This is a genomic window from Amorphoplanes friuliensis DSM 7358, from assembly GCF_000494755.1.
In the GTDB taxonomy this organism is placed as follows: Bacteria; Actinomycetota; Actinomycetes; order Mycobacteriales; family Micromonosporaceae; genus Actinoplanes; species Actinoplanes friuliensis.
On sequence record NC_022657.1, the window covers coordinates 6,671,175 to 6,693,693 of the forward strand.

Annotated in this window: 22 protein-coding genes; 6 read left to right on the forward strand and 16 right to left on the reverse strand. The window is 72.0% G+C overall.

Annotation, left to right across the window (positions count from 1 at the left end):
- Window positions 1-3 precede the first annotated feature (3 nt).
- A complete protein-coding gene (locus AFR_RS30825) occupies window positions 4-705 on the forward strand; it encodes an alpha/beta fold hydrolase (protein WP_023560730.1) in 702 nt (233 codons plus the stop codon).
- Here the strand turns inward: AFR_RS30825 and AFR_RS30830 are convergent.
- Both AFR_RS30830 and aroC read right to left on the reverse strand, forming a co-directional pair.
- Window positions 676-1,185, reverse strand: a complete 510-nt coding sequence (locus AFR_RS30830; RefSeq protein ID WP_023560731.1) for a shikimate kinase — start codon at window positions 1,183-1,185, stop codon at window positions 676-678. The two genes, AFR_RS30825 and AFR_RS30830, sit on opposite strands and share 30 nt — an antisense overlap.
- Window positions 1,185-2,363 carry a chorismate synthase gene (gene aroC, locus AFR_RS30835; protein WP_023560732.1) on the reverse strand — a complete coding sequence of 393 codons (1,179 nt, stop codon included), beginning with the start codon at window positions 2,361-2,363 and terminating at the stop codon, window positions 1,185-1,187. Before aroC ends, AFR_RS30830 begins: the two co-directional genes overlap by 1 nt.
- A 105-nt stretch (window positions 2,364-2,468) precedes the next feature.
- On the opposite strand from aroC, the gene AFR_RS30840 reads away from it, so the two are divergent.
- On the forward strand, window positions 2,469-3,695 hold the full coding sequence (locus AFR_RS30840; protein ID WP_041841267.1) for a multidrug effflux MFS transporter: 1,227 nt from the start codon (window positions 2,469-2,471) through the stop codon (window positions 3,693-3,695).
- A gap of 74 nt (window positions 3,696-3,769) precedes the next feature.
- Here AFR_RS30840 and AFR_RS30845 read toward each other — a convergent pair whose 3' ends face one another.
- From AFR_RS30845 to AFR_RS30875, 7 genes are all read right to left on the reverse strand, one after another.
- Window positions 3,770-4,585: a shikimate dehydrogenase gene (locus tag AFR_RS30845; protein WP_023560734.1), complete on the reverse strand. Its 816-nt coding sequence runs from the start codon at window positions 4,583-4,585 to the stop codon at window positions 3,770-3,772.
- Window positions 4,582-5,769, reverse strand: coding sequence for an endolytic transglycosylase MltG (gene mltG / locus AFR_RS30850; protein WP_023560735.1), 1,188 nt, complete (start codon window positions 5,767-5,769; stop codon window positions 4,582-4,584). The genes AFR_RS30845 and mltG overlap by 4 nt, the downstream gene beginning before the upstream one ends.
- Window positions 5,766-6,227 carry a Holliday junction resolvase RuvX gene (gene ruvX, locus AFR_RS30855; RefSeq protein WP_023560736.1) on the reverse strand — a complete coding sequence of 154 codons (462 nt, stop codon included), beginning with the start codon at window positions 6,225-6,227 and terminating at the stop codon, window positions 5,766-5,768. Before ruvX ends, mltG begins: the two co-directional genes overlap by 4 nt.
- Before the next feature lie 16 nt (window positions 6,228-6,243).
- Window positions 6,244-8,928, reverse strand: a complete 2,685-nt coding sequence (gene alaS / locus AFR_RS30860; RefSeq protein ID WP_023560737.1) for an alanine--tRNA ligase — start codon at window positions 8,926-8,928, stop codon at window positions 6,244-6,246.
- Complete coding sequence (locus AFR_RS30865; protein WP_023560738.1) at window positions 8,925-9,230, reverse strand: hypothetical protein; 306 nt, start codon at window positions 9,228-9,230, stop codon at window positions 8,925-8,927. Before AFR_RS30865 ends, alaS begins: the two co-directional genes overlap by 4 nt.
- A gap of 28 nt (window positions 9,231-9,258) precedes the next feature.
- Window positions 9,259-9,723: a DUF948 domain-containing protein gene (locus tag AFR_RS30870; RefSeq protein WP_023560739.1), complete on the reverse strand. Its 465-nt coding sequence runs from the start codon at window positions 9,721-9,723 to the stop codon at window positions 9,259-9,261.
- A 79-nt stretch (window positions 9,724-9,802) separates the two neighbouring features.
- Entirely contained in the window at window positions 9,803-10,669 is an 867-nt protein-coding gene (locus AFR_RS30875; RefSeq protein WP_023560740.1) for a hypothetical protein, read from the reverse strand.
- Window positions 10,670-10,756: 87 nt separating this feature from the next.
- Here AFR_RS30875 and AFR_RS48505 point away from each other — a divergent pair, with 87 nt between their 5' ends.
- The gene (locus tag AFR_RS48505) at window positions 10,757-12,976 is read left to right on the forward strand and encodes an RHS repeat domain-containing protein (protein WP_023560741.1); all 2,220 of its coding nucleotides are present in this window, start codon (window positions 10,757-10,759) and stop codon (window positions 12,974-12,976) included.
- 228 nt (window positions 12,977-13,204) lie between these two features.
- Entirely contained in the window at window positions 13,205-13,867 is a 663-nt protein-coding gene (locus tag AFR_RS44145) for a hypothetical protein (protein ID WP_148308115.1), read from the forward strand.
- 548 nt (window positions 13,868-14,415) lie between these two features.
- Here AFR_RS44145 and AFR_RS30890 read toward each other — a convergent pair.
- The 4 genes from AFR_RS30890 to AFR_RS30905 form a co-directional block, all read right to left on the reverse strand.
- Entirely contained in the window at window positions 14,416-16,173 is a 1,758-nt protein-coding gene (locus AFR_RS30890) for a replication-associated recombination protein A (protein WP_023560743.1), read from the reverse strand.
- A 76-nt stretch (window positions 16,174-16,249) separates the two neighbouring features.
- Complete coding sequence (locus tag AFR_RS30895) at window positions 16,250-16,474, reverse strand: hypothetical protein (RefSeq protein ID WP_023560744.1); 225 nt, start codon at window positions 16,472-16,474, stop codon at window positions 16,250-16,252.
- A gap of 100 nt (window positions 16,475-16,574) precedes the next feature.
- The gene (locus AFR_RS30900) at window positions 16,575-17,852 is read right to left on the reverse strand and encodes an MFS transporter (RefSeq protein ID WP_023560745.1); all 1,278 of its coding nucleotides are present in this window, start codon (window positions 17,850-17,852) and stop codon (window positions 16,575-16,577) included.
- On the reverse strand, window positions 17,849-18,424 hold the full coding sequence (locus AFR_RS30905; RefSeq protein WP_023560746.1) for a helix-turn-helix domain-containing protein: 576 nt from the start codon (window positions 18,422-18,424) through the stop codon (window positions 17,849-17,851). The genes AFR_RS30900 and AFR_RS30905 overlap by 4 nt, the downstream gene beginning before the upstream one ends.
- A gap of 59 nt (window positions 18,425-18,483) precedes the next feature.
- On the opposite strand from AFR_RS30905, the gene AFR_RS30910 reads away from it, so the two are divergent.
- Complete coding sequence (locus AFR_RS30910) at window positions 18,484-18,942, forward strand: GNAT family N-acetyltransferase (protein ID WP_041841268.1); 459 nt, start codon at window positions 18,484-18,486, stop codon at window positions 18,940-18,942.
- Here the strand turns inward: AFR_RS30910 and AFR_RS30915 are convergent.
- Window positions 18,926-19,609 carry a DUF1345 domain-containing protein gene (locus AFR_RS30915; RefSeq protein ID WP_023560748.1) on the reverse strand — a complete coding sequence of 228 codons (684 nt, stop codon included), beginning with the start codon at window positions 19,607-19,609 and terminating at the stop codon, window positions 18,926-18,928. The two genes, AFR_RS30910 and AFR_RS30915, sit on opposite strands and share 17 nt — an antisense overlap.
- A 68-nt stretch (window positions 19,610-19,677) precedes the next feature.
- Between AFR_RS30915 and AFR_RS30920 the strand changes: the two genes are divergently transcribed.
- The gene (locus AFR_RS30920; protein WP_023560749.1) at window positions 19,678-20,703 is read left to right on the forward strand and encodes a questin oxidase family protein; all 1,026 of its coding nucleotides are present in this window, start codon (window positions 19,678-19,680) and stop codon (window positions 20,701-20,703) included.
- Between the two features lie 12 nt (window positions 20,704-20,715).
- Here the strand turns inward: AFR_RS30920 and AFR_RS30925 are convergent, their stop codons facing one another.
- Both AFR_RS30925 and AFR_RS30930 read right to left on the reverse strand, forming a co-directional pair.
- On the reverse strand, window positions 20,716-21,801 hold the full coding sequence (locus AFR_RS30925) for a sensor histidine kinase (RefSeq protein WP_023560750.1): 1,086 nt from the start codon (window positions 21,799-21,801) through the stop codon (window positions 20,716-20,718).
- Complete coding sequence (locus AFR_RS30930; RefSeq protein ID WP_023560751.1) at window positions 21,798-22,460, reverse strand: response regulator transcription factor; 663 nt, start codon at window positions 22,458-22,460, stop codon at window positions 21,798-21,800. Before AFR_RS30930 ends, AFR_RS30925 begins: the two co-directional genes overlap by 4 nt.
- Between the last annotated feature and the right edge of the window lie 59 nt (window positions 22,461-22,519).

Below are 22,519 nucleotides of genomic sequence, written 5' to 3' on the forward strand. Positions count from 1 at the left end.
GCCATGACGACATACGTACTGGTTCCTGGCCTGTGGATCGGCGCTTGGGCGTGGCGCGAGGTCACCGCGGCGCTGCGCACTGCCGGGCACGACGTGTTCCCGCTGACGCTGACCGGCGTCGCCGACCGTGCGCACCTGCTGGGGCCCGACACCGATCTGGACCTGCACACCGAGGACATCGTGCGGCTCGTCGAGACCGAGGACTTGCACGACGTGGTCCTGGTCGGCCACAGCTACGGCGGCATGCCGGTCAGCGCGGCGGCGCTGCGCCTGAAGGACCGGGTCTCACGGGTGATCTACGTGGACAGTGGCCCGCTGCCGGAAGGGACGACCCAGGCGTCGATGGACCCGGGTGACCCGCCCGCGGGCGACACCGTGCCGGCCCGCGAGTGGGACGCGGACAAGGACCCGGTGCTGCTCGCCGGGCTGGACGACGCCGCGCTGACTCTGCTGCGCGAGCGGAGCACACCCCATCCGGCGGCCTCGGTCGTCCAGCCGCTCGGTGCGCGCGCCACCTCGGCCGATCTGCCGACGACGCTGGTGGCGTGCACGTTCCCGATCGAACAGATCAGGGAGATGATGGCCGCCGGGCACCCGTTCTTCGCCGGGCTGGGCGACGCCGAGATCGTGCCGCTGGCCACCGGGCACTGGCCGATGCTGAGCGAGCCGGTCGCGCTAGCTGCCCTGCTTGAGCAGCGTCACTAGCTCGGCCGCGATGTCGTCCGGCGTCCGCGCGTCGGTGGCGATGGTGTGGGTGGCCACCGACGCGTAGAGCGGGCGGCGCTCGTCCATCAGATATTTCAGGGTCGCCCGCGGGTTGATGGTCAGCAGCGGGCGGCCCGCGCCGAGTCCGACACGCTTGACCGCGTCGGACAACCCGACGGACAGGAAAACGACCGTGTGCTCGCGCAGCAGGTCGCGGGTGCCCTCGTGCAGGATCGCCCCGCCACCGAGCGCCAGGACACCGGCGAAGGAGCCGAGCGCCTCGCTGATCGTGGCGCGTTCCAGGGCGCGGAAGGTGTCCTCGCCGTCGTCGAAGAAGATCTCCGGGATCGGCTTGCCGGCCTTGGCCTCGATCAGGTGGTCGGTGTCGGCGAACTCGACACCGAGCAGGCCGGCGACCGTCGTCCCGATGGTCGTCTTGCCCGCCCCCGGCGGGCCCACCACAACAGCGACCGGAGCCATCAGCGGATCAGCAGACTGTCGAGGTACCCCGCCAGGTTGCGGCTGATCTCGGTGACCGAGTCACCGCCGAACTTCTCGGTGGCCGCCTCGGCCAGCACCAGCGCCACCATGGCCTCGGCCACGACAGCGCCGGCCGGCACCGCGCAGACGTCCGAGCGCTGGTTGATCGCCGTGGTCGCCTCGCCGGTGACCACGTCGACGGTCTGCAGGGCGCGGTTGAGCGAGGAGATCGGCTTCAGCGCGGCGCGGACCCGGAGGTTCTCGCCGTTGGTGATGCCACCCTCCAGGCCACCGGCCCGGTCGGTGATCCGCCGGACACCGTCGGCGGTCGGGATGATCTCGTCGTGGGCGACCGAGCCGCGCGACCGCGCCTGGGTGAACCCGTCGCCGATCTCCACACCCTTGACGGACTGGATGGACATCAGCGCGGTGGCCAGGCGGGCGTCCAGCTTCCGGTCCCACTGCACGTGCGAGCCCAGACCCGGGGGCACGGCCCAGGCCAGCACCTCGACGATGCCGCCGAGGGTGTCGGCGTCCTTCTTGGCCGCGTCGACCTCGGCGACCATGCGCGCGCTGGCCTCGGGGTCGAGGCAGCGCAGCGGGTCGGCGTCGATCCGGGCGGCGTCGTCCGGCGTCGGGATCAGACCGGGCTTGGCCACGACCGAGCCGAGCTCGATGACGTGGGAGACGATGTCGATGCCGAGGGCCTGCTTGACCAGCGCCTTGGCGACCACACCTACGGCCACACGGGCCGCGGTCTCCCGGGCGCTGGCGCGCTCGAGGATCGGCCGGGCGTCGGTGTGGCCGTACTTCTGCATGCCGGCGAGGTCCGCGTGGCCCGGCCGGGGACGGGTCAGCGGGGCGTTGCGGGCCTGCGCCGCGAGCTCCTCCGGGTCGACCGGATCGGCGGCCATGACCGTGCGCCACTTCGGCCACTCGGAGTTGCCGACGCGGATCGCGACCGGGCTCCCGAGGGTCACACCGTGGCGTACGCCGCCGATGATCTCGATCTCGTCCTGCTCGAACGCCATCCGCGCGCCCCGGCCGTAACCGAGACGGCGGCGCGCGAGGTCGCGGCCGATGTCCTCGCTCGTCACCCGCACACCGGCGGGCACCCCTTCGAGGAGCGCGACGAGCGCGGGGCCGTGGGATTCACCTGCGGTTAGCCAGCGCAACACGTGTCACAGTCTGGCACGCGACCGTCGCGGGGTGCGGCCCGGTGGCAGTCGTCCCGCCTTCCGGACCGGCGGCGGTCCCGCCGGCGGGCCGATCGGATCGGTCAGATGTATCGTCCGAGCGTGTCCACGCAGCCCACCGCCCCGGCAACGGACACGGATCCCGCGCCGCGCGGGCCGCTGCTCATGGTCATGCTTGGGCTGATCACCGCGATCGGGCCCCTGTCACTCGACATGTACCTGCCCGCGCTCCCGGCCATCGCCGGCGACTTCGACGTGCCCGCCGCCCAGATCCAGCTGTCGCTGACCACGTGCCTGATCGGCCTCGCCCTCGGCCAGCTGGTCTGCGGACCGCTGAGCGACCGCTGGGGACGGCGCCGGCTGGTGATCATCGGCGTCGGTGGTTACGCGGTGTTCTCGCTGCTCTGCGCGCTCGCCCCGAACGCACCCGCCCTGGCCGGTCTGCGCCTGCTGCAGGGTTTTGCCGGTGGTGCCGGCATCGTCGTCGCCCGCGCGATCGTGCGCGACCTGCACTCCGGCAGGGCCGCCGCCAAGTACTTCTCCCGGCTGACCCTGATCGTGGGCGTAGCACCGATCGCCGCGCCGAGCCTCGGTGGCGCCGTGCTGACCGTGACGTCCTGGCCCGGCATCTTCGTGGCCCTCGGCCTCATCGCGCTGCTGGTCACCCTGCTGATCGCGGTGCGCCTGCCCGAGACGCTGCCACCGCAGAGACGCAGCACCGGCGGCCTCCGCGCCACCGCCCGGGCCGCCCGCGGGCTGTTCCAGGACCGGATCTTCCTCGGGTACGCCCTGGCCCAGGCCTTCGCGTTCGCCGCCCTGTTCGGTTACATCTCCGGCTCGTCCTTCGTGCTGCAGGACGGGTACGGCCTGTCCCCCACGACGTTCGGCGTGATCTTCGGGCTCAACGCGTGCGGTCTGGTGGTGCTGAGCCAGGCGAACGGCAAACTGCTGGACAGGTTCCCACCGCGGCGCCTGCTGCTGACCAGCCTGTCCACGCAGGCGATCGCCGGGGTGACCGTGCTGGTCGCCGCCGTCGCCGGCAGCCTGCCGGTGCTGATCGCCGGGCTGTTCCTGCTGGTCGGCGCGATCGGCATGGTGATGCCGAACTCGACCGCGCTGGCCCTGGACCGCCACCCCGAACGGGCCGGGACCGCGGCCGCGCTGCTCGGCGGTCTGCAGTCGGTGGTCGCGGCGCTGGCGGCCCCGCTGGTCGGTTTCGGCGACCCCGGGCTCGGCCTGCCGATGGCCCTGGCCATTCTGTCCTTCGCGCTGGTGGCACTGCTCTCGGTGCTCGTGCTCGCCCGGCGCGGTTAGCGGACGCTTGTCCTCCGCGCGGGCGCGAGCTTGTCCTCCCCGCGGGCGCGGGCTTGTCCTCCGCGCGGGCGCGGTCAGCGGACGCTGGCTGCTGCGGTCAGGGCCGCCCGCATCGCTTCCTCCGGGGCGGGGACCCCGGTGAAGTGCTCGAACTGGCCGAGCGCCTGGGCCAGGAGCAGATCCAGACCGGACACCACGCGGACACCATGGGTGTAGGCCGAGGCCGCCAGCGGTGTCGGCCACGGGTCGTAGATCGCGTCGAAGAGCACGGCGCCGGGACGCCAGTGGACCGCCGTGGCCAGAGAGTCCGCGGCGCCCTTGGGGACGGTCGAGATGATGGCGTCGGCGTCGAACGCGGCCGGCGCGCCGGACCACTCCCGGCCGAGCACCGTCACGCCGAGGGCCGACGCGGCCGGGGCGAGCTCGTCGCGGGCCTCCGGACGGCGGGTCACCACGGTCACCTCGGTGGCACCGAAGGCGGCTGCCGCGGCGAGCGCTGCCCGGGCCGTGCCGCCGCCACCGAGGACGGTCACCGTCGGCTGCTGCGGCAGACCGGCGTCGCGCAGCACCCGGACCATGCCCGGCACGTCCGTGTTGTCGGCGAACCAGCCGTCGTCACGGCGTACCAGAGTGTTGGCCGCGCCGGTCGCGAGCGCGACCGGCGACGCGGCCGAGGCCAGCGCCAGGCCGGCCTCCTTGAGCGGCATGGTCAGCGAGAGACCGGCCCACTCCGGGCCGAGACCGGCGACCAGATCGGGGAGCTCGGCCTCGGCGCACTCGATCGCCGTGTAGGTCCAGCTCAGCAGACCGGCCGCCGCGAACCCCGCGGTGTGGATCACCGGGGAGAGCGAGTGGCCGATCGGCTTGCCGCAGACCGCTGCTTTTCTCAACAGAGGGGGATGCCGTTCCTGCAGGCCTTCTGGATGTTGGCGTTGTGCTCGTCGTTGGTCGTCGCGAACGCGGAGTTGCCGTCCTTGTCGACCGCCACGAAGAACAGCCACGGGCCCGCGGTCGGGGCCTCGGCGGCCTTCAGAGCCGCCTCACCGGGGCTGTTGATCGGGCCCAGCGGCAGGCCGACCCGCAGCTCCGTCGTGTACGGGTTCTTCGGGTCCTCGAGCTCCTTGGTGGTCATCTTGCCGGAGTGCTTGCCGTCCTTCTCCTGCAGATCCAGCCAGTAGTTCGTGGTCACGTCGAACTGCAGCGGCATCTTCTCTTTGTAGGCGCGGTTGTAGGCCACCCGGGCGATCTTGGGGAGGTCGCCCGTGGTGCCGGACTCGGCCTGACTCAGCGATGCCACGATCAGCGCCTCGTACGGCGAGACGGACAGGGTGTTCTGGACCTTGTCGACGAACTTGAGCTCGGTCGTCACGCTGATGAACTTCTGCACCATGATCGTGAGGATCTCGGCGGCGGTCGACTTCGGCGGGAACTCGTAGGTGTCCGGGAACAGGAAACCCTCGATGCTGCCGGTGGCCGCCTTCTTGCCGTCGCGGCGGTTGTACCAGAAATCCGGCACACCCAGCTCGCCCGGATCCTTGGCCGCCTCCTGGAAGTCCTTGAGGGGCACACCGGTGGCCTTGGTCAGGATCTCGTAGGCCTGGCGGGCGGTCTTGCCCGGCGGAATGGTCACACCGGTGACGACCCGGGACTTGGGGTCGAGCAGCAACGTCACCGCGGACTCGGCCGACATCTGCTTGCGCAGCTTGTACGAACCGGACTGGATGTTCTTGCCCTTGGGGTTCTTGTCGGCGGCCTCGGTGAACGCCGCCGTGCTCTTCACGACGTCGGAGTCGACCAGGGTGTTGCCGATCTCGGTCAGCGTGGCGTTCTTGGCGATCGTCACCAGCACCTCGTCGGTGCCGGAGCCGTCGTAGTCGGCCGCCGTGAAGAAGCCCTTGATCTTCTCGTAGCCGAGGTATCCGCCGACGCCGAGCACACCGAGCAGGATGAACACCATGAGGAAGGCGACGGCGGACTTGCCGCCCTTGCCCTTCCCGCCGCGGGACCCCCGCCGATGGCGAGGTCTGCCCTTCTCGGCCTGCTCGTCGAACGCCAGGTCCAGCTCGTCGATCATCTCGTCTGCCTCCGCTGCGCGTCCAGCCAGCTCTGCAGGATCTCCACCGCGGCCGCCTGATCGACGACCGCCCGCTGACGCTTCCCTCGCACGCCACGTTCGGCCAGCCTACGGGTCGCGACCACGGTCGACATCCTCTCGTCCGCCAGAACGATCGGAACATGCCCGACCGCACGTTCCAGTCGCCCAGCGTACGCACGAATGTCGATGGCGGCAGCCCCCTCGGCCCCGTTGAGACGCACGGGGAGGCCCACCACGATCTGCACCGCCTCGTGTTCCCCGACGAGACGGACGAGCTCAGCTATGTCGCGGGGGACGGCATCGGCCGCCGCCTCCATGTCACGGGCAAGCGTGACCAGGGGGGTGGCCAAGATCCCGTCAGGGTCACTGAGTGCGACCCCGACGCGGACCTTACCCACATCCACGGCCAGCCGCCTACCCCGCGGCATCGCGTTCATCGGTCCGGCTCCCTTCTCAGGCAGCCTCGCCGACCGCCTTCTCCACCGCCGCCAGCAGCACAGTCACCTGGTCAGCGGGCACACCACCACCCTGTGCAAGGTCGGCGTTACCGCCGCCACGCCCGGAAAGAGCGCCCTTGACCAGGTCGGCCGCCGACAGACCACGACTCTTGGCCGCCGCGTTGATCGCTACGATCAGTGACGCCTTGCCGTTTGCCTTGGCCGCGACCGCGACCACCGCCGGACGAGCATTGTCGATCTTGCCCCGGATCTCCTGCGCCAGCGTACGCACATCGTTGGTCGCGGCGCCCTCGGGAGCCTCGGTGCCGACGTACGCGACGCCACGCAGATCGCGAGCCTCCCCCGCCAGCGCACCCGCGCCACCGAGGACCAGCTGGGCCCGCATCTTCTCGAGCTCCTTCTCGGCGTCGCGCAGGGCCGTGACGGTCTGCTCGACGCGGTCCGCGACCTGGTCACCGGGCACCCGGAACAGCTCCGCGAGCCGCGAGACGAGCAGGTGCTCCTTGGCCAGGAAGCCGAACGCGTCGATGCCGACCAGCGCCTCGACCCGGCGGACACCGGAGCCGATCGACGACTCGTTGAGGATCTTCACCAGGCCGAGCTGACCGGAGCGGGCCACGTGCGTGCCACCGCAAAGTTCACGTGCGTAGTCGCCGACTTCAACCACTCGGACCTCATCGCCGTACTTCTCCCCGAAGAGAGCCATCGCGCCGAGCCGGCGCGCCTCCTCCTGGGTGGTGATGAACGCATGGACCTCGAGGTCACGCAGCAGCACCTCGTTGACCTGCTGCTCGACGTCGTGCAGCACGGCCGGGGAGACCGCGCCCGGGGTGTTGAAGTCGAAACGCAGCCGGCCCGGGGCGTTCAGCGAACCCGCCTGGGTCGCCGACTCGCCGAGGAACGCCCGCATCGTCTGGTGGATCAGGTGCGTCGCCGTGTGCGACCGCGAGATCGCCCGGCGGCGCGTCACGTCGATCTCGGCGAAGCCCGACTCACCCGCGCGCACCTCACCGCGGACGACCCGCGCCTTGTGCACGATCAGGCCCGGCAGCGGCTGCTGCACGTCGACGACCTCGACCTGGCCACCACCGACGTTGATCAGACCGGTGTCGGCCTGCTGGCCACCGCCCTCGGCGTAGAACGGGGTCGTGTCGAGCACCAGCTCGACGTAGTCACCCTCACCCGCGGCCTCGAGCGACGTGCCACCCTCGCCGAGCAGCCCGCGGACGCGCGACTCGCGGGTGACCTCCGCATAGCCGGTGAACTCCACCGGTCCGCCGTTGTCGAGCAACTCCCTGTACGCCGAGAGGTCCGCGTGACCCGTCTTGCGCGCGGCGGCGTCCGCCTTCGCGCGGGACCGCTGGTCGGCCATCAGCCGGCGGAAGCCCTCCTGGTCGACGTCGAGGCCCTGCTCCGACGCGATCTCCAGGGTCAGGTCGATCGGGAAGCCGTACGTGTCGTGCAGCTGGAACGCCTGCGCGCCGCTGAGCTTCGCGCCGCCCGACTTCTTGGTGTCGGTGATCGCCGTGTCGAGGATCGTCGTGCCCGCGCGCAGCGTGGACAGGAACGCCTCCTCCTCGGCGTACGCGTACGTGGAGATCCGGCCGAACTCCTCGGCCAGCTCGGGGTACGAGGGGGCCATGCAGTCGCGCGCGACGGGCAGCAGCTCCGGGAAGGTCGCGCCCTGCCAGCCGAGCAGGCGCATCGCCCGGATCGCCCGGCGCATGATGCGGCGCAGCACGTAACCGCGGCCCTCGTTCGACGGCGTCACACCGTCACCGATGAGCATCAGCGCCGTGCGCACGTGGTCCGCGATGACCCGCAGCCGCACGTCGTCGGGGTGCGACTCGCTGGCCTCGTGGCCCGAGTGCGCGCCGTAGACCTTGCCGGACAGCTCCGCCGCCCGGGCCAGGATCGGCTTGACCTCGTCGATCTCGTACAGGTTGTCGACGCCCTGCAGGATCGAGGCGACACGCTCGAGACCCATGCCGGTGTCGATGTTCTTCTTGGGGAGATCACTGACGATGGTGAAGTTTTCCTTGCTCTTCACGTCGGTGATCTCGTACTGCATGAAAACGAGGTTCCAGTACTCCATGTACCGGTCCTCGTCGACCTCCGGGCCGCCCTCTTTGCCGTACTCGGGGCCACGGTCGTAGAACAGCTCGGAACAGGTGCCACCGGGGCCCGCGATGCCCATGTGCCACCAGTTGTCCTTCTTGCCCCGGCGCACGATCCGCTCGGCGGGCACACCGATCGCGCGCCACATCTCGAACGCCTCGTCGTCGTCGAGGTAGACCGTCGGCCAGATCCGCGACGGGTCCAGCCCGAAACCGCCCTGCTCGATCGGGTTGGTCGACAGCTCCCAGGCGAGGCGGATCGCCTCGGCCTTGAAGTAGTCACCGAACGAGAAGTTGCCGTTCATCTGGAAGAACGTGCCGTGCCGCGAGGTCTTGCCGACCTCGTCGATGTCCGGCGTCCGGATGCACTTCTGAACGCTCACCGCGCGCTTGTAAGGCGGGGTGCGCTGACCCAGGAAGAACGGCACGAACTGGACCATGCCGGCGTTGATGAACAGCAGGTTCGGGTCGTCGATGGCCGGCAGCGGGGCACTCGGCACGACCGTGTGCCCGTTGGCCTCGAAATGCGCCAGGAAGCGCCGCTTGATCTCCGCCGTCTTCATCGCTGACCCTCCTGGGCGTGGCGCCCGTGCGTGCCCTCCTGCGCATCCTCACGCAGCTCGGCGAACTTGTCGTCGTACAGCTCACCCGCGGCGAAGGCCTCGTGGATCTCCTGCTCGCGTTCGGCCATCCCCTCGCGGACGTCCTCCACGAAGCTACGCAGCGACTCGACGAGACCGCCAGCGGATTCCGACAGCGACGTGGCGATGCCGGACGGAGTGAACTCGTTGGCCTTGCGGGTGACCTTGCGCACGACGATCGCGCCGACGGCCAGGCCGACTCCCAGCCAGAGCAGCCGCTTCATAGCGGTGTTTCCTTCCGGTTAAGAATGATCAGCGGGCCGCGCGGGCGGCCTTGCGGCGCTGCTTGAGGGTGGCGCGGACCTCGCGCTCGTCCTCGGCGCTGCGCCGTGCGGAGGCGGCCTTGCGCAGGCCGTAGCCGAACGAGGCGACCTTGATCAGGGGGTTGGCGGCCGCGGCGGACACCACGGTGGCCAGGTTCGCGACGCTCGCGGTCACGTTCTGCGCGTGCTCCGTCATCGTGTCGACCTTGGCGAGCTGCACGTTCACACCGTCCAAAGAGACCTGGACCTGACCCAGCGCGGTGTTGACGTTCTCCACCGTCTCGGTGACGTTGCCCAGCAGCGGGCCGGTCCGGTCGTTCAGGTCGTTGATGGCCTGCGTGGCGGCGTCAACGGTGTGCCGCAGCTTGAGAATCGGCACGGCGAGCACCAGCACGAGCATCAGAAACGCGCCCGCCGCGATCAGGCCTGCGATTTCTCCGGCGGTTACGTCCATCTTCTTGCGTCTCCTCTACTCACGATGCCCTCACAGCGTGACAACGTGCAGACCCTACCGTCAGTCACCGCCGAGCGCTTCACGACGCCGAGGGTGTCGGCTCCAGGAGAGGATCGTTCGTCAGCACGGGGTCCGGCGTCTCCCCGATCAGCGAGGGGTCGACGGCCGGTTCGGGCTTGCCCCGCTGGTCGGTGATCGCGTTCTGCACCTTGATGCTGACCGTGGACCCCTTGCACGTCGCCGGGTCGACCGTCTCCACCACGCCGTCCGGACCGGTCGACGGCAACGACGCCGGATCCTGCGCGGCCAGGGCGTCGACGGCACATTCGGGCAGGCGGACCCACAGGTCCAGAGTGAACTCGTCCCGCGTCCAGCAGGTGTACTTTCCGGACGTCTTGGGCTGATCCGCGCACTCACCGCCCCGGACCTTCCACCCGGCCGTGGTCAGGGCCTCCGAGTAGACCTTGTCGGTCTCCTCGAAGGGGCGGTCCGACTGGGCCGTACGCTCCCGGAACCGGCAGTCGAGGAAACACCACCGGCTGCCGCTGCTGCGATCCTCGACACGTTTGTCGGCCCAGGTCGGCACGCTCAGCGCGTCCAGCGAGTTGAAGACCGGATCCCGCGTCGCGGACCGGATCCCGAAGATCAACGGAAGCAGTCCGAGCACGATCACGCTCAGCGTGACCAGTGTGATGACCCGCAGCTTGCGCTTCTCGCGCAGCTGCGTGCGCAGCTCGGCGGCCGACCCCAGCAGACCGCCCGGCGTCTCCGCTTCCTCCACGGCCGCGGGCCGCAAGCTCTCCCCCACCGACGGTACGGCCACAGCAGCGGCCGCCTTCACCCGTCCGGGTGGTGTGACCTGCCCCGTGCCCCGCACCGGCTCGTCGCCCCCGGCACCCGGCACCTCGGCCCGGCCCGCGGCGTCGACGCTCGCACGCCCGGGCACTGCGGCAGCACCGCGGCCCTTGGCGACACCGGGAACCTCCGCGGCGCCTCGGCTCGGCTGGTCGGGGCGGCCTGCGTCGGCCGTACCGTGACCCGGGACCCTGGCTGCACCACGGCCCGGAACCTCAGCCGCACCACGGCCCGGAACTTCAGCTGCGCCACGGCCCGGAACCTCGGCCGCACCACGGCCCGGCACCTCAGCTGCACCACGGCCTGGAACTTCAGCTGCGCCACGGCCCGGCACCTCGGCCGCACCACGGCCCGGCACCTCAGCCGCACCTCGACCGGGTACCTCGGCGGCGCCGCGGCCGGGGATGTCGCCGGTGTTCCGGCCCGGCGGGATGGCGCCGGTGCCGCGACCGGGCAGCACGTCAGCGCCGCCACGACTCTGCGGGGCGTCCGGGGTGTCCCGGCCGGGAGAGATCGGCTGAACGGCCCGGCCGTCACCCGCGCCGCGACCGGGAACAACCGTTCCCGTCCCACGACCGGGAACGACCGCACCCGTACCCCGGACCGGCGGCACAGCGCCGACGCCACGGACGGGCTGGCCGGTGTCACCGAGGCTGGTCGGCCGCGAACCGGTGAAATCGTCGTTGCCGTCACCACCGCCGTGCCGCGGCGGACCACCAGGCGCGGGGCTACCGGGACGGACGGGACGGCCGGCCGCACCGAAACCGCCGGTGAAGTCCTCGTCGTCCGCGCCTCCGTGCCGCGGCGGACCACCGGGCGCGGGGCTTCCCGGCCGGATCGGCAGGCCGCTCGGCTGACCCGGACGCGGCGGGTTACCCACGCCGGCCAGGCTGCTGGGATCGTTCTGGTTGCGACCGGGACCGCCCGGCTGACCAAGAGCCGGACGAACCGGCGCCCCGGCACTGTGCTGGCCGCTCTCGATCTGAGCGGCACCTCGCCGGCCCGGACCGCTGAACGCCTCGGGCGCGCCGGGGCCGGCAAAGCCACCCGGCTGACCAGCAGCGGGCTGGCCGGCACCGGGACGAGCTACGCCCGGCGTTGCGACACCCGGCTGACCGGGATTCGGCTGAACTCGGCCGGCCTGTCCAGGGCCGGGCTGGACTCGGCCGGCCTGTCCGGGGCCGGGCTGGTTCGGGCCGGGCTGATTGGGGCCGGGCTGGTTGGGACCGCGCCGGCCTCGGCCGGGCTGGTTCGGGTCGGGCTGGCCGGCGCCGGGCCGACCCGGGCGGGCCACACCGCCCTGACCGGGCGCGACCTGCTGGTTGGGGCCGGGCTGCTGGTGACCCGGCTGCTGCTGGTTACCGGGCTGCTGCTGGCCGGGCTGCTGCTGGCCGGGCTGCTGCTGGCCGGGACGTCCCGGCTGGCCGGGACGGGCCACACGACCGGTGCCACGACCGGCAGCCGCACGGGCCGCCGCCTCACCGGCGCGGGCGATCTGACCGGTCGTGCCGATGACACCGGAGGTACTACCGGCCATGGCGCCCGCACGACCCGGAACGGCAGGCGTTCGCACGCCCTCACGCCCCGGGACCACCGGTGGCACCACGGCAGCGGTGGCCCGGGCGGGACCCGGCGGAACACCGCGCCCGGCCGGATCGGGTGCGGCACCGCGGCCCCGGGGGCTCGGAGCACCGCGTCCTACCGGACCGGTGCCGGGCTCGTCGTCGGCGCCGTGAGTACCGGCCCGACCCGCGGGCGGAACGGGGCCGGTGTGCTGCCCGGCATCGGAACGGCCGTGCCGCCCACCCGGCTCGGGACTTCCGTCGGGGCGAGCATGCGCGGAAGGTGCGTTGCGCGAGCCGAACGACTCGACCGGCACCGCCGACACGGGACGGCTGGCACCGCCACCGGATCGCGCGCCACCCCGGCCGGCCGCAAAACCGCCGACCTGGTCGGGCGCGGCGTGACCGCCGGTCGTCTCCGGAGCCGCGTGACCACCGCGTGCGGGAACCGCACCGGTCTGGTCGGGCTCTTCGGCCCGGGCCCGCCGGCCCCTGCGACCACCGGTCTGCTCACCGGAACGACCCGGCTGCTCGGTGCCGGGTTGCCCGGGCGCCGGACGACCCGCGATGTAACCGGACGGCTCACCGTCGGGGCTGCCGGACACCGGACGACCCGGCACATAACCTGGCTGACCGGGACCGGGCGTCGGACGGCCCGGCGCATAACCGGCCTCACCCGGCCCGGGACGACCGATCTGCTCCCCCGGACGACCGGGATCGAAGTCGGCCTGATGCCGCGCCGGCGAGACCGGACGGCCGGGCAGCGGACCCGCCTCGGCGGGCGGTACCGCACCCCGGCGTCCACCGGGGGCAGGGCTGACAGGCCGGCCGGGTGACACGGGACCCGCCGGCGGAACCGCGGGAGCATTCCCCGACGCGGGCACGGCCGACGTGGGGCTGATCGTCGGGAAGGACCCGGACGGCGCACGACCACCGACCTGCCCAGGATCGATCTGCCGGCGCCCATGACCAGGCGTGGCGGGATCAGCCGGATCCGGAACGGGCACACCGGCGGCCCGGCGACCGGCAGGCCGGATCCCCGGCTCACTGCGATCGACAGGCGCATGCCGGCCAGTGGTCTCCTCCGGGACACCACCCCGCCGCGGCGGCGCCTGACCCGGCGCAGCCTGTCCGGACATGGCCTGACCAGGCACAGAACGACCAGTCGCAGGCTGACCCGGCACGGGCTGACCTGGCACTGGCTGGCCCGGCATCGACTGCCCGGAAACGGGCTGGCCAGGAGCCGGACGACCAGGCACGGCCTGACCCTGACCGGAACGGCCGGACGTGGCCTGACCAGGCGCCGCGTGACCGGGCCCGGGCTGACCCGGACCGGGACGACCAGGCACAGCCTGACCAGCCGCAGCATGACCAGCCCCAGGCTGACCAGGACCTGGACGACCAGGCATGGCCTGACCAGCAGCAGCATGACCGGAGGCGGGCTGACCCGGACCAGGACGACCAGGCACGGCCTGACCAGCCGCAGCATGACCGGACGCGGGCTGACCAGGAACGGGACGACCAGGAACGGCCTGACCAGCCGCAGCTTGACCAGACCCAGGCTGACCAGGACCTGGACGACCAGGCATGGCCTGACCAGATCCGGGCTGACCCTGAACCGGACCGGGACGGCCGGACGTGGCCTGGCCGGGCGCCGCGTGACCGGACGCGGGCTGACCCGGGCCAGGACGACCAGGCACAGCCTGACCAGCCGCAGCATGACCTGACACGGGCTGACCGGGAGCGGGACGACCAGACGTGGCCTGACCCGGAGCCGCCCGACCGGCCTGACCCGGCGCCGCACGACCGGGTGCCGGTTGGCCGGGTGCCGGTTGGCCGGGCGCCGCACGACCGGGCACGGCTTGACCCGGGCGGCCGGGAGCAGCTTGACCGGGCGGCGACTGCCACGCACCGGTGGCATGCTCGCCCGACCCCGCCTGCCAGCCCGGCGCACGATCGCCGCTGATCGGCGCCGACGATGGCGGCGCCGGGGACCGGGGCGCGGCCGGGAACGGTGAGTCGTCGTCGACCGGGTCGTCCGGGCCGGGAGCGCGGCGGCCGCTCTTGCTGGTGCGGCCCTCGGCGCTGCCACCCGGGCCGATGGCCGAGCGCTCTTGCTTGGCGGTGCGCAGTTCGTCGAGCCAGCCGGTCTCCTCGCGGGGCACCTCGACGGGCTCGACCGGCTCCGGCCGGCCGCGGCCGAACAGGCGCCGGCTCCGGCCTGCCTGTTCGCGCTGGTCGGCGTCGTCGTCGGGCCTGTCGGCACCGCGCCTGCTCACGGCTGGTCCTCTCCGGCGGCTGCGCCGCTGTCGTTCACTTCCGGCCCGCCGGTCGACGGACCCTTCGCCTTGCTGACGTCATCAACGCCAGAACCACTCCCACCCGAGGGCGAGCCACCCGGCTCGCTCCCGCCCGGACCGGCCGCAGCCGCACCGCTACCCGCCGAACCCGAGCCGCTCCCGGCCGAGACCGACCCAGCCGAAGCCGAGCCACCCCCAGCCGAAGCCGAACCACTCCCGGCCGAGACCGACCCAGCCGAAGCCGAGCCACCCCCGGCCGAAGCTGGTCCGCCCGAAGCCGAGCCACTCCCAGCCGAAGCCGGACCTTTCCCACCCGAACCCGGGCCGTTCCCGCCCGAGGGTGGAGGGCCGGTGTAGGCCGGGCCTCGGACGATTCTGCGCAAGCGGGGCAACCGCTCGCCGACCGCACGTTCCGCGCCGTGGTCCGTCGGGTTGTAGTAGTCCGCGCCGATCAGATCATCCGGCACATACTGCTGCCTAACAACACCCTTGGGGTCGTCGTGTGGATAGCGGTAGCCCTTGCCGTGACCAAGGCCACGTGAGCCCTGGTAGTGGGCGTCGCGCAGGGCGGGTGGGACCGCGCCGCCGCGGCCTGCGCGGACGTCGGCCATGGCGGCGCCCAGGGCGGTGGTCACGCTGTTGGATTTCGGGGCGGTGGCCAGGTGGACGACGGCCTGGGCCAGGTTGAGCTGGGCTTCGGGGAGGCCGACCGATTGGACCGCCTGGGCGGCCGCGGTGGCGACCAGGAGCGCCTGGGGGTCGGCCATGCCGACGTCCTCGCTGGCGAAGATCACGATGCGGCGGGCGATGAAGCGGGGGTCCTCGCCGGCGACGAGCATCCGGGCCAGATAGTGCAGGGCCGCGTCGGGGTCGGAGCCGCGCATGCTCTTGATGAACGCGCTGGTGATGTCGTAGTGGGCGTCGCCGTCGCGGTCGTAGCGGACCGCGGCCACGTCGACGGCTTTTTCGGCTGTGGCCAGGTCGATGTCGGTCACGCCCTGGGCCGCGGCGGATCCGGCTGCGGCTTCCAGCGCCGTGAGGGCTTTGCGGACGTCGCCGCTCGCCAGGCGTACCAGGTGTTCCTCGGCCTCGGGGGTGAGGGTGACGGCGCCGCCCAGGCCGCGGGGGTCGGTGACCGCGCGGCGGATGAGCTGCCGGACGTCGTCCTCGTCGAGGGCGCGGAGGGTGAGGAGCACGCAGCGGGAGAGCAGCGGGGAGATGACGGAGAAGTAGGGGTTCTCGGTGGTCGCGGCGAGCAGCGTCACCGTGCGGTCCTCGACCGCCGCGAGCAGGGAGTCCTGCTGGGTCTTGCTGAAGCGGTGGACCTCGTCGATGAAGAGAACGGTCGGCGGGCCGCCGGCGCGGCGTTCGCGCCGGGCCGTGTCGATCACCGCGCGGACGTCCTTGACCCCGGCGGTCAGCGCCGACATGGCGACGAACTTGCGGTCGGTGGCGCCGGCGACGAGGTGGGCGATCGTGGTCTTGCCGGTGCCGGGCGGGCCCCAGAGGATCACCGACATCGGCGTGGTGCCGGTGACGAGCTGCCGCAGGGGTGCGCCGGGGGCGAGCAGGTGTTGCTGGCCGACGAGCTCGTCGATGCCCGCGGGGCGCATGCGCACCGGCAGCGGCGAGTCGGCCGACCAGGTGGTGAAGCCCGCGGACACCGCACCGGCCGGGGGCGCGGTGCGGACACCGCCCGGCTCGTTCAGGGAAAACAGTCCGTCGGATTCCATCGGCAACGACAGTACCGGCCCGCCCTCGTGTGCCGGAAATGCACCGATGGGCGGGCCGTGTACCGAAATCGGGGGATCAGCCGCGGCCGGGGCGACGGCCGTAGAACCGGCGGCCGCTGCTGCCGGAGCCCGAGCCGCCACGCGGGCCGCTGCCCACGCCGGCCAGGTAGAGCGAGAGGAGCAGCAGGCCGAGCGAGGCCATGGTGGAGAAGTTGAACAGGTCGGGGGCGCCGAGGTTGGTGTCGAAGAGGTCGAGCAGGAGCCAGAGACCGAAGACGATCGCGGCGGCGATGGCAAGCATGGGGTTCCTCCGGGGGGATGAGAGCACTTGTGACGGCTGATACCCCCGGGGTGGTCGTGCGTAAACTCGACTGTTGACATCGCTCTATGGCCGACTGCCTTCAGGGTGCGGGAGTCATTTCCGCCGGTGGGGTGGCGGGCGCCGGGGCCGGGCTGTTGCCGCGGGCCACCAGGTAGAGCGGGGCGGCCAGGGCGAGCATCACCGCGCCGACCAGCAGCGCCACCGGGAGGGTCGCCGCGGAGGCGATCGCGGTCAGTGTGACCAGTCCGAGGGCGCCGGCCGGCTGGGCGACCATGGAGTTCAGCGAGATCAGGCTGGCGCGGTACGGCCCCTCGACCTGCCGGTGCAGCAGACCCATGTGCACCGGTGACGAGGCACCGTGGACGGTGTAACAGACGAGGTAGGCCGCGATGACGCCGACCGGCCCGGCGAAGAGGGCCATGCCGACCACTGTCACACCCTGCAGGATGCGCAGTGCGAAGCCGGTCCACGGCGCACCGATGCGGCGGGACAGCAGCGGGATCAGGGCGGCGCCCAGGGCCGAGGCCAGCCAGCCGGCCGACCCGACCGGGCCCATCAGTGCCGAGGCGTGATCGGTGTTGCCGACCACCTCGGCCAGGCGTACCGGCATCAGGCTCTCGAAGGCGACCATGCCGAAGCCCCAGAAGATCTCGACGGCGACGAGCGCGACGATGATCCGGGACCGGCGCAGGAGTCCGAGCGCGCCACCGATCGCCGCCGGCACCCCGCGTACGGATTCGGCCAGGGCGACCAGGCCGCGGCGGGGACGGTGTTCGGTCATCAGCAGAACGACGGCGGCGAAGGAGACGACCTGCAGGCCCAGGGCGACGAAGACCGGCATGGTCAGGGCCGCGACCGGTCCGTACGGGCCGAGTGCCACGATGCCGCCGGTCAGCAGCGCACCGGCTGCGACGGCCACGCCGAGGACAACGCCGCTGTGGCTGAGCCCGGTCTCGATGTCGGCGCCGGGGTCGGCGGCCAGTGACTGGTCGACGTACCAGGCGTCGAGCGGGCCGCTGTCCAGCGCGCGGTAGACGCCCTGCAGCGTGTAGAAGATCAGGAAGAGCACAACCGTGTCGGCGAAGGTCAGCAGGGTCAGGGCGCCGATCTCGACCACACCGGCGAGCAGCAGGACCGGGCGGCGGCCGATCGCGTCCGAGAGGCCACCGGTCGGGAGCTCCAGCAACAGGACGAGGATGCCCTGCAGCGCGGCGGCCGAGCCGTACTGCGCGAGCGTCAGGCCGCGGTCCAGCGGGAGCAGGACGGTGATCGGGATCATCAGTCCTACGGGGAGCCAGCGCAGGGCGATCAGCCAGAGGAAACGGCGGCGCACCTGCGGCGCGGTGAGGGCGCTCATGACGACTCCTCCACTCTCGGTACGCCGTACAGGTAGATCAGGACCTGGCGGGCGTCCGGGGCCGGCGCCGACTCGCTGAGCGCCCGGTATCGCTCGACGGTCGCGTCGAGCTCGTCCATCAGGGCGTTGAGCTGCTCGGTGCCGAGATTGATCATGTAGTCGGAGAAGCCGGAGGCGGCCCGCCACTCGGGTGAATCGTCGGCGCGGACGCGCTGCCAGCGCTCGACGCGGTCGACGAGGAACCGCAGGGCGTTGCTGTCGAGCCAGTCGGCCGCGGCGACGGCGTCCGGATCACCGGCGAAGGAGTCGCGCCGCCAACTGCTGTAGTCGTGAGCCGCGCGCCACCAGCGCTCGCGCCCCTTGCCGGCACCCTCCTCGTCCAGGACGAGGCCGACGTCGGCGAGCTGCCGCAGGTGATAGCTGGTCGCGCCGGTGTTGGTGCCGAGCACCTCAGCCAGCCGGGTGGCGGTCGCCGGCCCGTCGAGACGCAAACGGCCGAGCAGGCGGGCGCGCAGAGGGTGCGCGAGGACCCGGATCTGCTTCGCGTCGAGGGTTACCTGGGTGGGCTCCATGAGTTACACAATAGTTGTGCACAGAAATTGTGCAACGCTTCTGTGCAACAATCGCCGGCGTGGTCGATACCCGTCGTGCGGGCGCCGATGATGCCCGGGAGCTCATGCGCCTGCGTACCGTGATGATCGGATCGAGTGGTCCCTGGCTGGAGCCGGGCCGCGAGATCCTGGAACGGCAGCTCACGGATCCGCGAGATCTCGTGGCCGCGTTTGTCGTCGACCGGCCGGACGGCCCGGGGCTCGCGAGCTGCGTCGTGGGCGCGATCGACGAGCGGCTGCCGGGCCCCCGCGACCCCACCGGCCTGCGCGGTTACGTCTACAACGTCGCGACCGACCCGCAATACCGGCGCCGCGGTTACTCCCGCGCCTGCATGGCCGCGCTGATCCACTGGTACGCCCACCGCGGCATCACCGTGGTCGACCTCCGCGCCACTCCCGACGGCGAAGGGGTCTACGCGTCGCTGGGCTTCGAACGCACGAAGGACCCGGCGATGCGGCTGCTCAACCCAGGGCGTTGACGGCCTTGGCGACCACCAGAGCCGCCGTGACCAGCGAGATCGCCGACTGCAGCAGCATCGCGATCTTCGCCCACCGCGACAGCGGCAACGTGTCCGTCGGGCTGAACGCCGTCGCGTTGGTGAACGCCAGATAGAAGTAGTCGGCGAACTGCGGGCGCCAGTCCGTCGGCACCATCCCCGGCGAAGTCATCGGCGGGAACAGAAAATCCGGGTACGGGTCACTGCCGGCCGCACGCTCGGCGGGCCCACCGCGGTCGAGCTCCCAGTACCAGACGGCGAAGGTCAGCACGTTGATCAGCCAGATCATCCCGCCGGTGCTGAGCAGCTGGCCCGCGCTGCCCGTCCCGTGCCCGGTGGCGATGTCCTGGACGAGCCGGACGACCGCCCACGCCGTACCGAGACTGGCGACCGCGATCAGCGACAGGCTGAGCCGGCGCAACACCGGGGTGCGCCTCTTCACCCGGCCCGGGTCCATCCCGAACAGCAGCACGATGATGACCAGTTCGAAGCCGGGCAGCACCCACCACGCGACGACGCTGTACCGGTCGGGCAGGGCCAGCTGCAGCCCGATCATCGCGGCGATCGCCAGCGCGGACGGCCACCGGTGCTCACCCCGGCTGTTCTGCCGCCAGAACGGCAACTGCTCCAGGTCCTTCGCGATGCCCACGGGCCCATCATGGTCCCTGCGCCACAACCCCTTGACCTCAACCTCGCTTCAACCCGCACGCTGCACCGATGACCGGAATTCTGGACGAAGCACTGCAGCGCCTGAGCGGCACCGGCCCCGAGCACGACGGCTGGCTGTCCAACCACGGCCCGATGGCCGCGGAGTCCCTGGTGCACCACGGCCGCGCCGCCGAGGTGCACTGCTGGATCGACTCCTACGAGCGCCGCCTCGACGAGACACCCCGCGGCATCGCACCCATCCCGGCCGACGAGTGGCGCGAACCCCTCGGCGACCCCGTGCGTACGGGCGACTGGCTCGCCTTCTTCGACCACGCCGTCCACACCGCCCCGTGGCGCGACGTGCTCACCCTCTGGTGGCCACGCCTGCTCCCCGGCATCGCCGCCGGCGCCACCCACGGCGTGATCCGCGTCGGCCATGCCGTGCGCGCCCTGCTCGCCGAGGAGACCGGCCAGCGGGTGACCGAGCTGGGGCAGGGCCTCGCGTACTGGGCGGCCCGCTGGCAACCACTGTCGCCGGCCGGCTCCGGGCCGTACCCGCGTTCGGACCCACGGTCGGCCCTCGACGCCCTCCCCCGCATCCCCGACCAGCGCTCCGGCATCCGCTCCCGCCTGGCCCAGCTCGCCGACCTGCCCGGCTGGCCCTCAGCCGCCGGCGCCGTCCCCGGCTCTGCGCAGGAGCCCGTCGAAGCCCGCCTCGCTGCCATCGTCACGGCCGCGATCCACAACCACACGATCCACGGGTACGGAAACCCGGTGCTCCTGGTCCACGCCGCCACCGCACCGGCGGCGGTGCTGCGGACCCTGCCGGTGCTCCCACCCGCCCTGCACGGGCCGAGCCTGGCCGCAGCCTGGGCCGCCACCGCGGCGGTCACGGCGGCCTATGCGCCTCCAACTCCGCGCGCCTACGTGCCGGTCCCGACGGACCCGGAATCGGTGCTGCAACGCGCCGTCGAGTCCGGCGACGCGCACGCGATCAAGTTCGCCGACGCGGCGATCGAAGCCTGGACCCGCGCCCCGGACCCGCTCCTCCTCGCCGCAGCCGACAACGCCACCGACCTGATCGCCGGCGAATGAGCGGGCGCGACCCTACGGTCGCTCGGCGGGAAAGCGGATCTCGATGGTGAGCCCACCTTCGAGATGCGGGGTGGTGGTGATGGTGGCGGAGTGGGCGGCGGCTATGGCACGGACTATCGCGAGGCCCAGACCGTGCCCGGCGCCGGCGTGGAGACGCTGGGGACTCAGGCGCTGGAAAGCCTCGTAGAGACGATCCACTTCGGCCGGTGGGATGACCGCTCCCGTGTTCGAGACCGTCAGGCGGGAGAAGCCGTCGTACGTCGTCGTTGTCACGGCGAGGTGGCCCTGGGAGGTGTTGTGGCGCAGGGCGTTGTCGACCAGGTTGGCGATCAGGCTCACCACCAGGCTGGGGTCGCCGGAGGCCGGGGCCGGGGCCAGCTCCGTCGTCAGGGTGAGGCCACGGCGGCGGGCTTCCGCGGCCCGGGACGCCGTCACCTCGGCGGCGAGGTCGGCGAGGTCGAAGGGGGTGCGGTGTTCGAGGCCCTGTTCGCTGCTGGCCAGGGTGAGGAGCGCGTCGACGAGGCGTTCCTGGGCCACGCCCAGGTCCAGGACGTCGCGGCAGACCGTGCGGAGACCGTCCACGGTGGCGTTCGGGTCGGCCAGGGCGACCTGGAGGAGGGTGCGTTCGGCGGTGAGGGGAGTGCGGAGTTCGTGGGAGGCGTTGGCGACGAAGTTGCGCTGGGAGGTGAAGGAGGCTTCGAGGCGGGCGAAGAGGTCGTCCAGGGTGGCGGCCAGTTCGGTGAATTCGTCGTTGCGGCCGGTGTGGCCGAGGCGGCGGTGGAGGTTGCTGGCGGAGATGTCGCGGGCCGTGGCGGTCATCGTGCGGAGCGGGTGGAGGAAGCGGCCGGCGATCACCCAGCCGAGGATCAGGGAGACCAGGCCCATGATGGCCAGGCCCAGGCCCGAGACGGCGACCAGGCGGGACACGTGGTCGCCGGCGTCGGCGACTCGGACGGGTTCCGCGGGCAGGACCGTGCCGACCGGTGCGGTCTGGCGGGTCTGCAGGATCGGGATGGTCAGCAGGAGGGCGCCCGAGACCAGGAACGGCACCGCGTAGAGCAGGGTCAGCTGGGTGCGGAGGCGGCGGCGGGCGGTCATCGGGGGCCGATGCGGTAGCCGGCCTCGCGGACGGTGTGGATCACCGGTGGGTCACCGAGTCTGGTGCGGAGGCGGCGGATCGTGGTCTTGACGGCCGTGGTGAACGGGTCGGCGGCCTCGTCCCAGACCTTCTCCAGCAACTCCTCGGCCGGGACCAGGCGGCCCTGGGCGGCCAGGAGATGTTCCAGCACGGCGAACTCCTTGGGGCTCAGGTCCAGGCGGCGGCCGGCCCGTGAGGCCGTACGCAGGCTGGGGTCCAGGATCAGGTCACCGCTTTCCAGGATCGGGGGCAGGGACGTCGAGGGGCGGCGGCCCAGCGCGCGGATGCGGGCGACGAGTTCGGCGAAGTCGAACGGTTTGGGCAGGTAGTCGTCGGCGCCGAGGCCGAGGCCGTCGACGCGCTGTTTGACCGTGCTCGCGGCCGTGAGCATCAGGACGCGGCTGCCGGAGTCACCGGCGACGATCCGGCGGCAGATCTCGTCGCCGTGCACGCCGGGCAGGTCGCGGTCGAGCACCACCACGTCGTACCGGGTGACCGCCAGGTGGTCGAGGGCGTCGGGGCCGTCGAGGACCACGTCGACCGCCATGCCCTCGCGGCGCAGGCCGGTGCCGAGGGTACGGGCGAGGATCTCGAAGTCTTCGACGACCAGGACGCGCATCACCTCACGATGCCAGGCCGGAGGTGACAGTGCGGTGTCAGCCGCGGGCACCGTGCTGA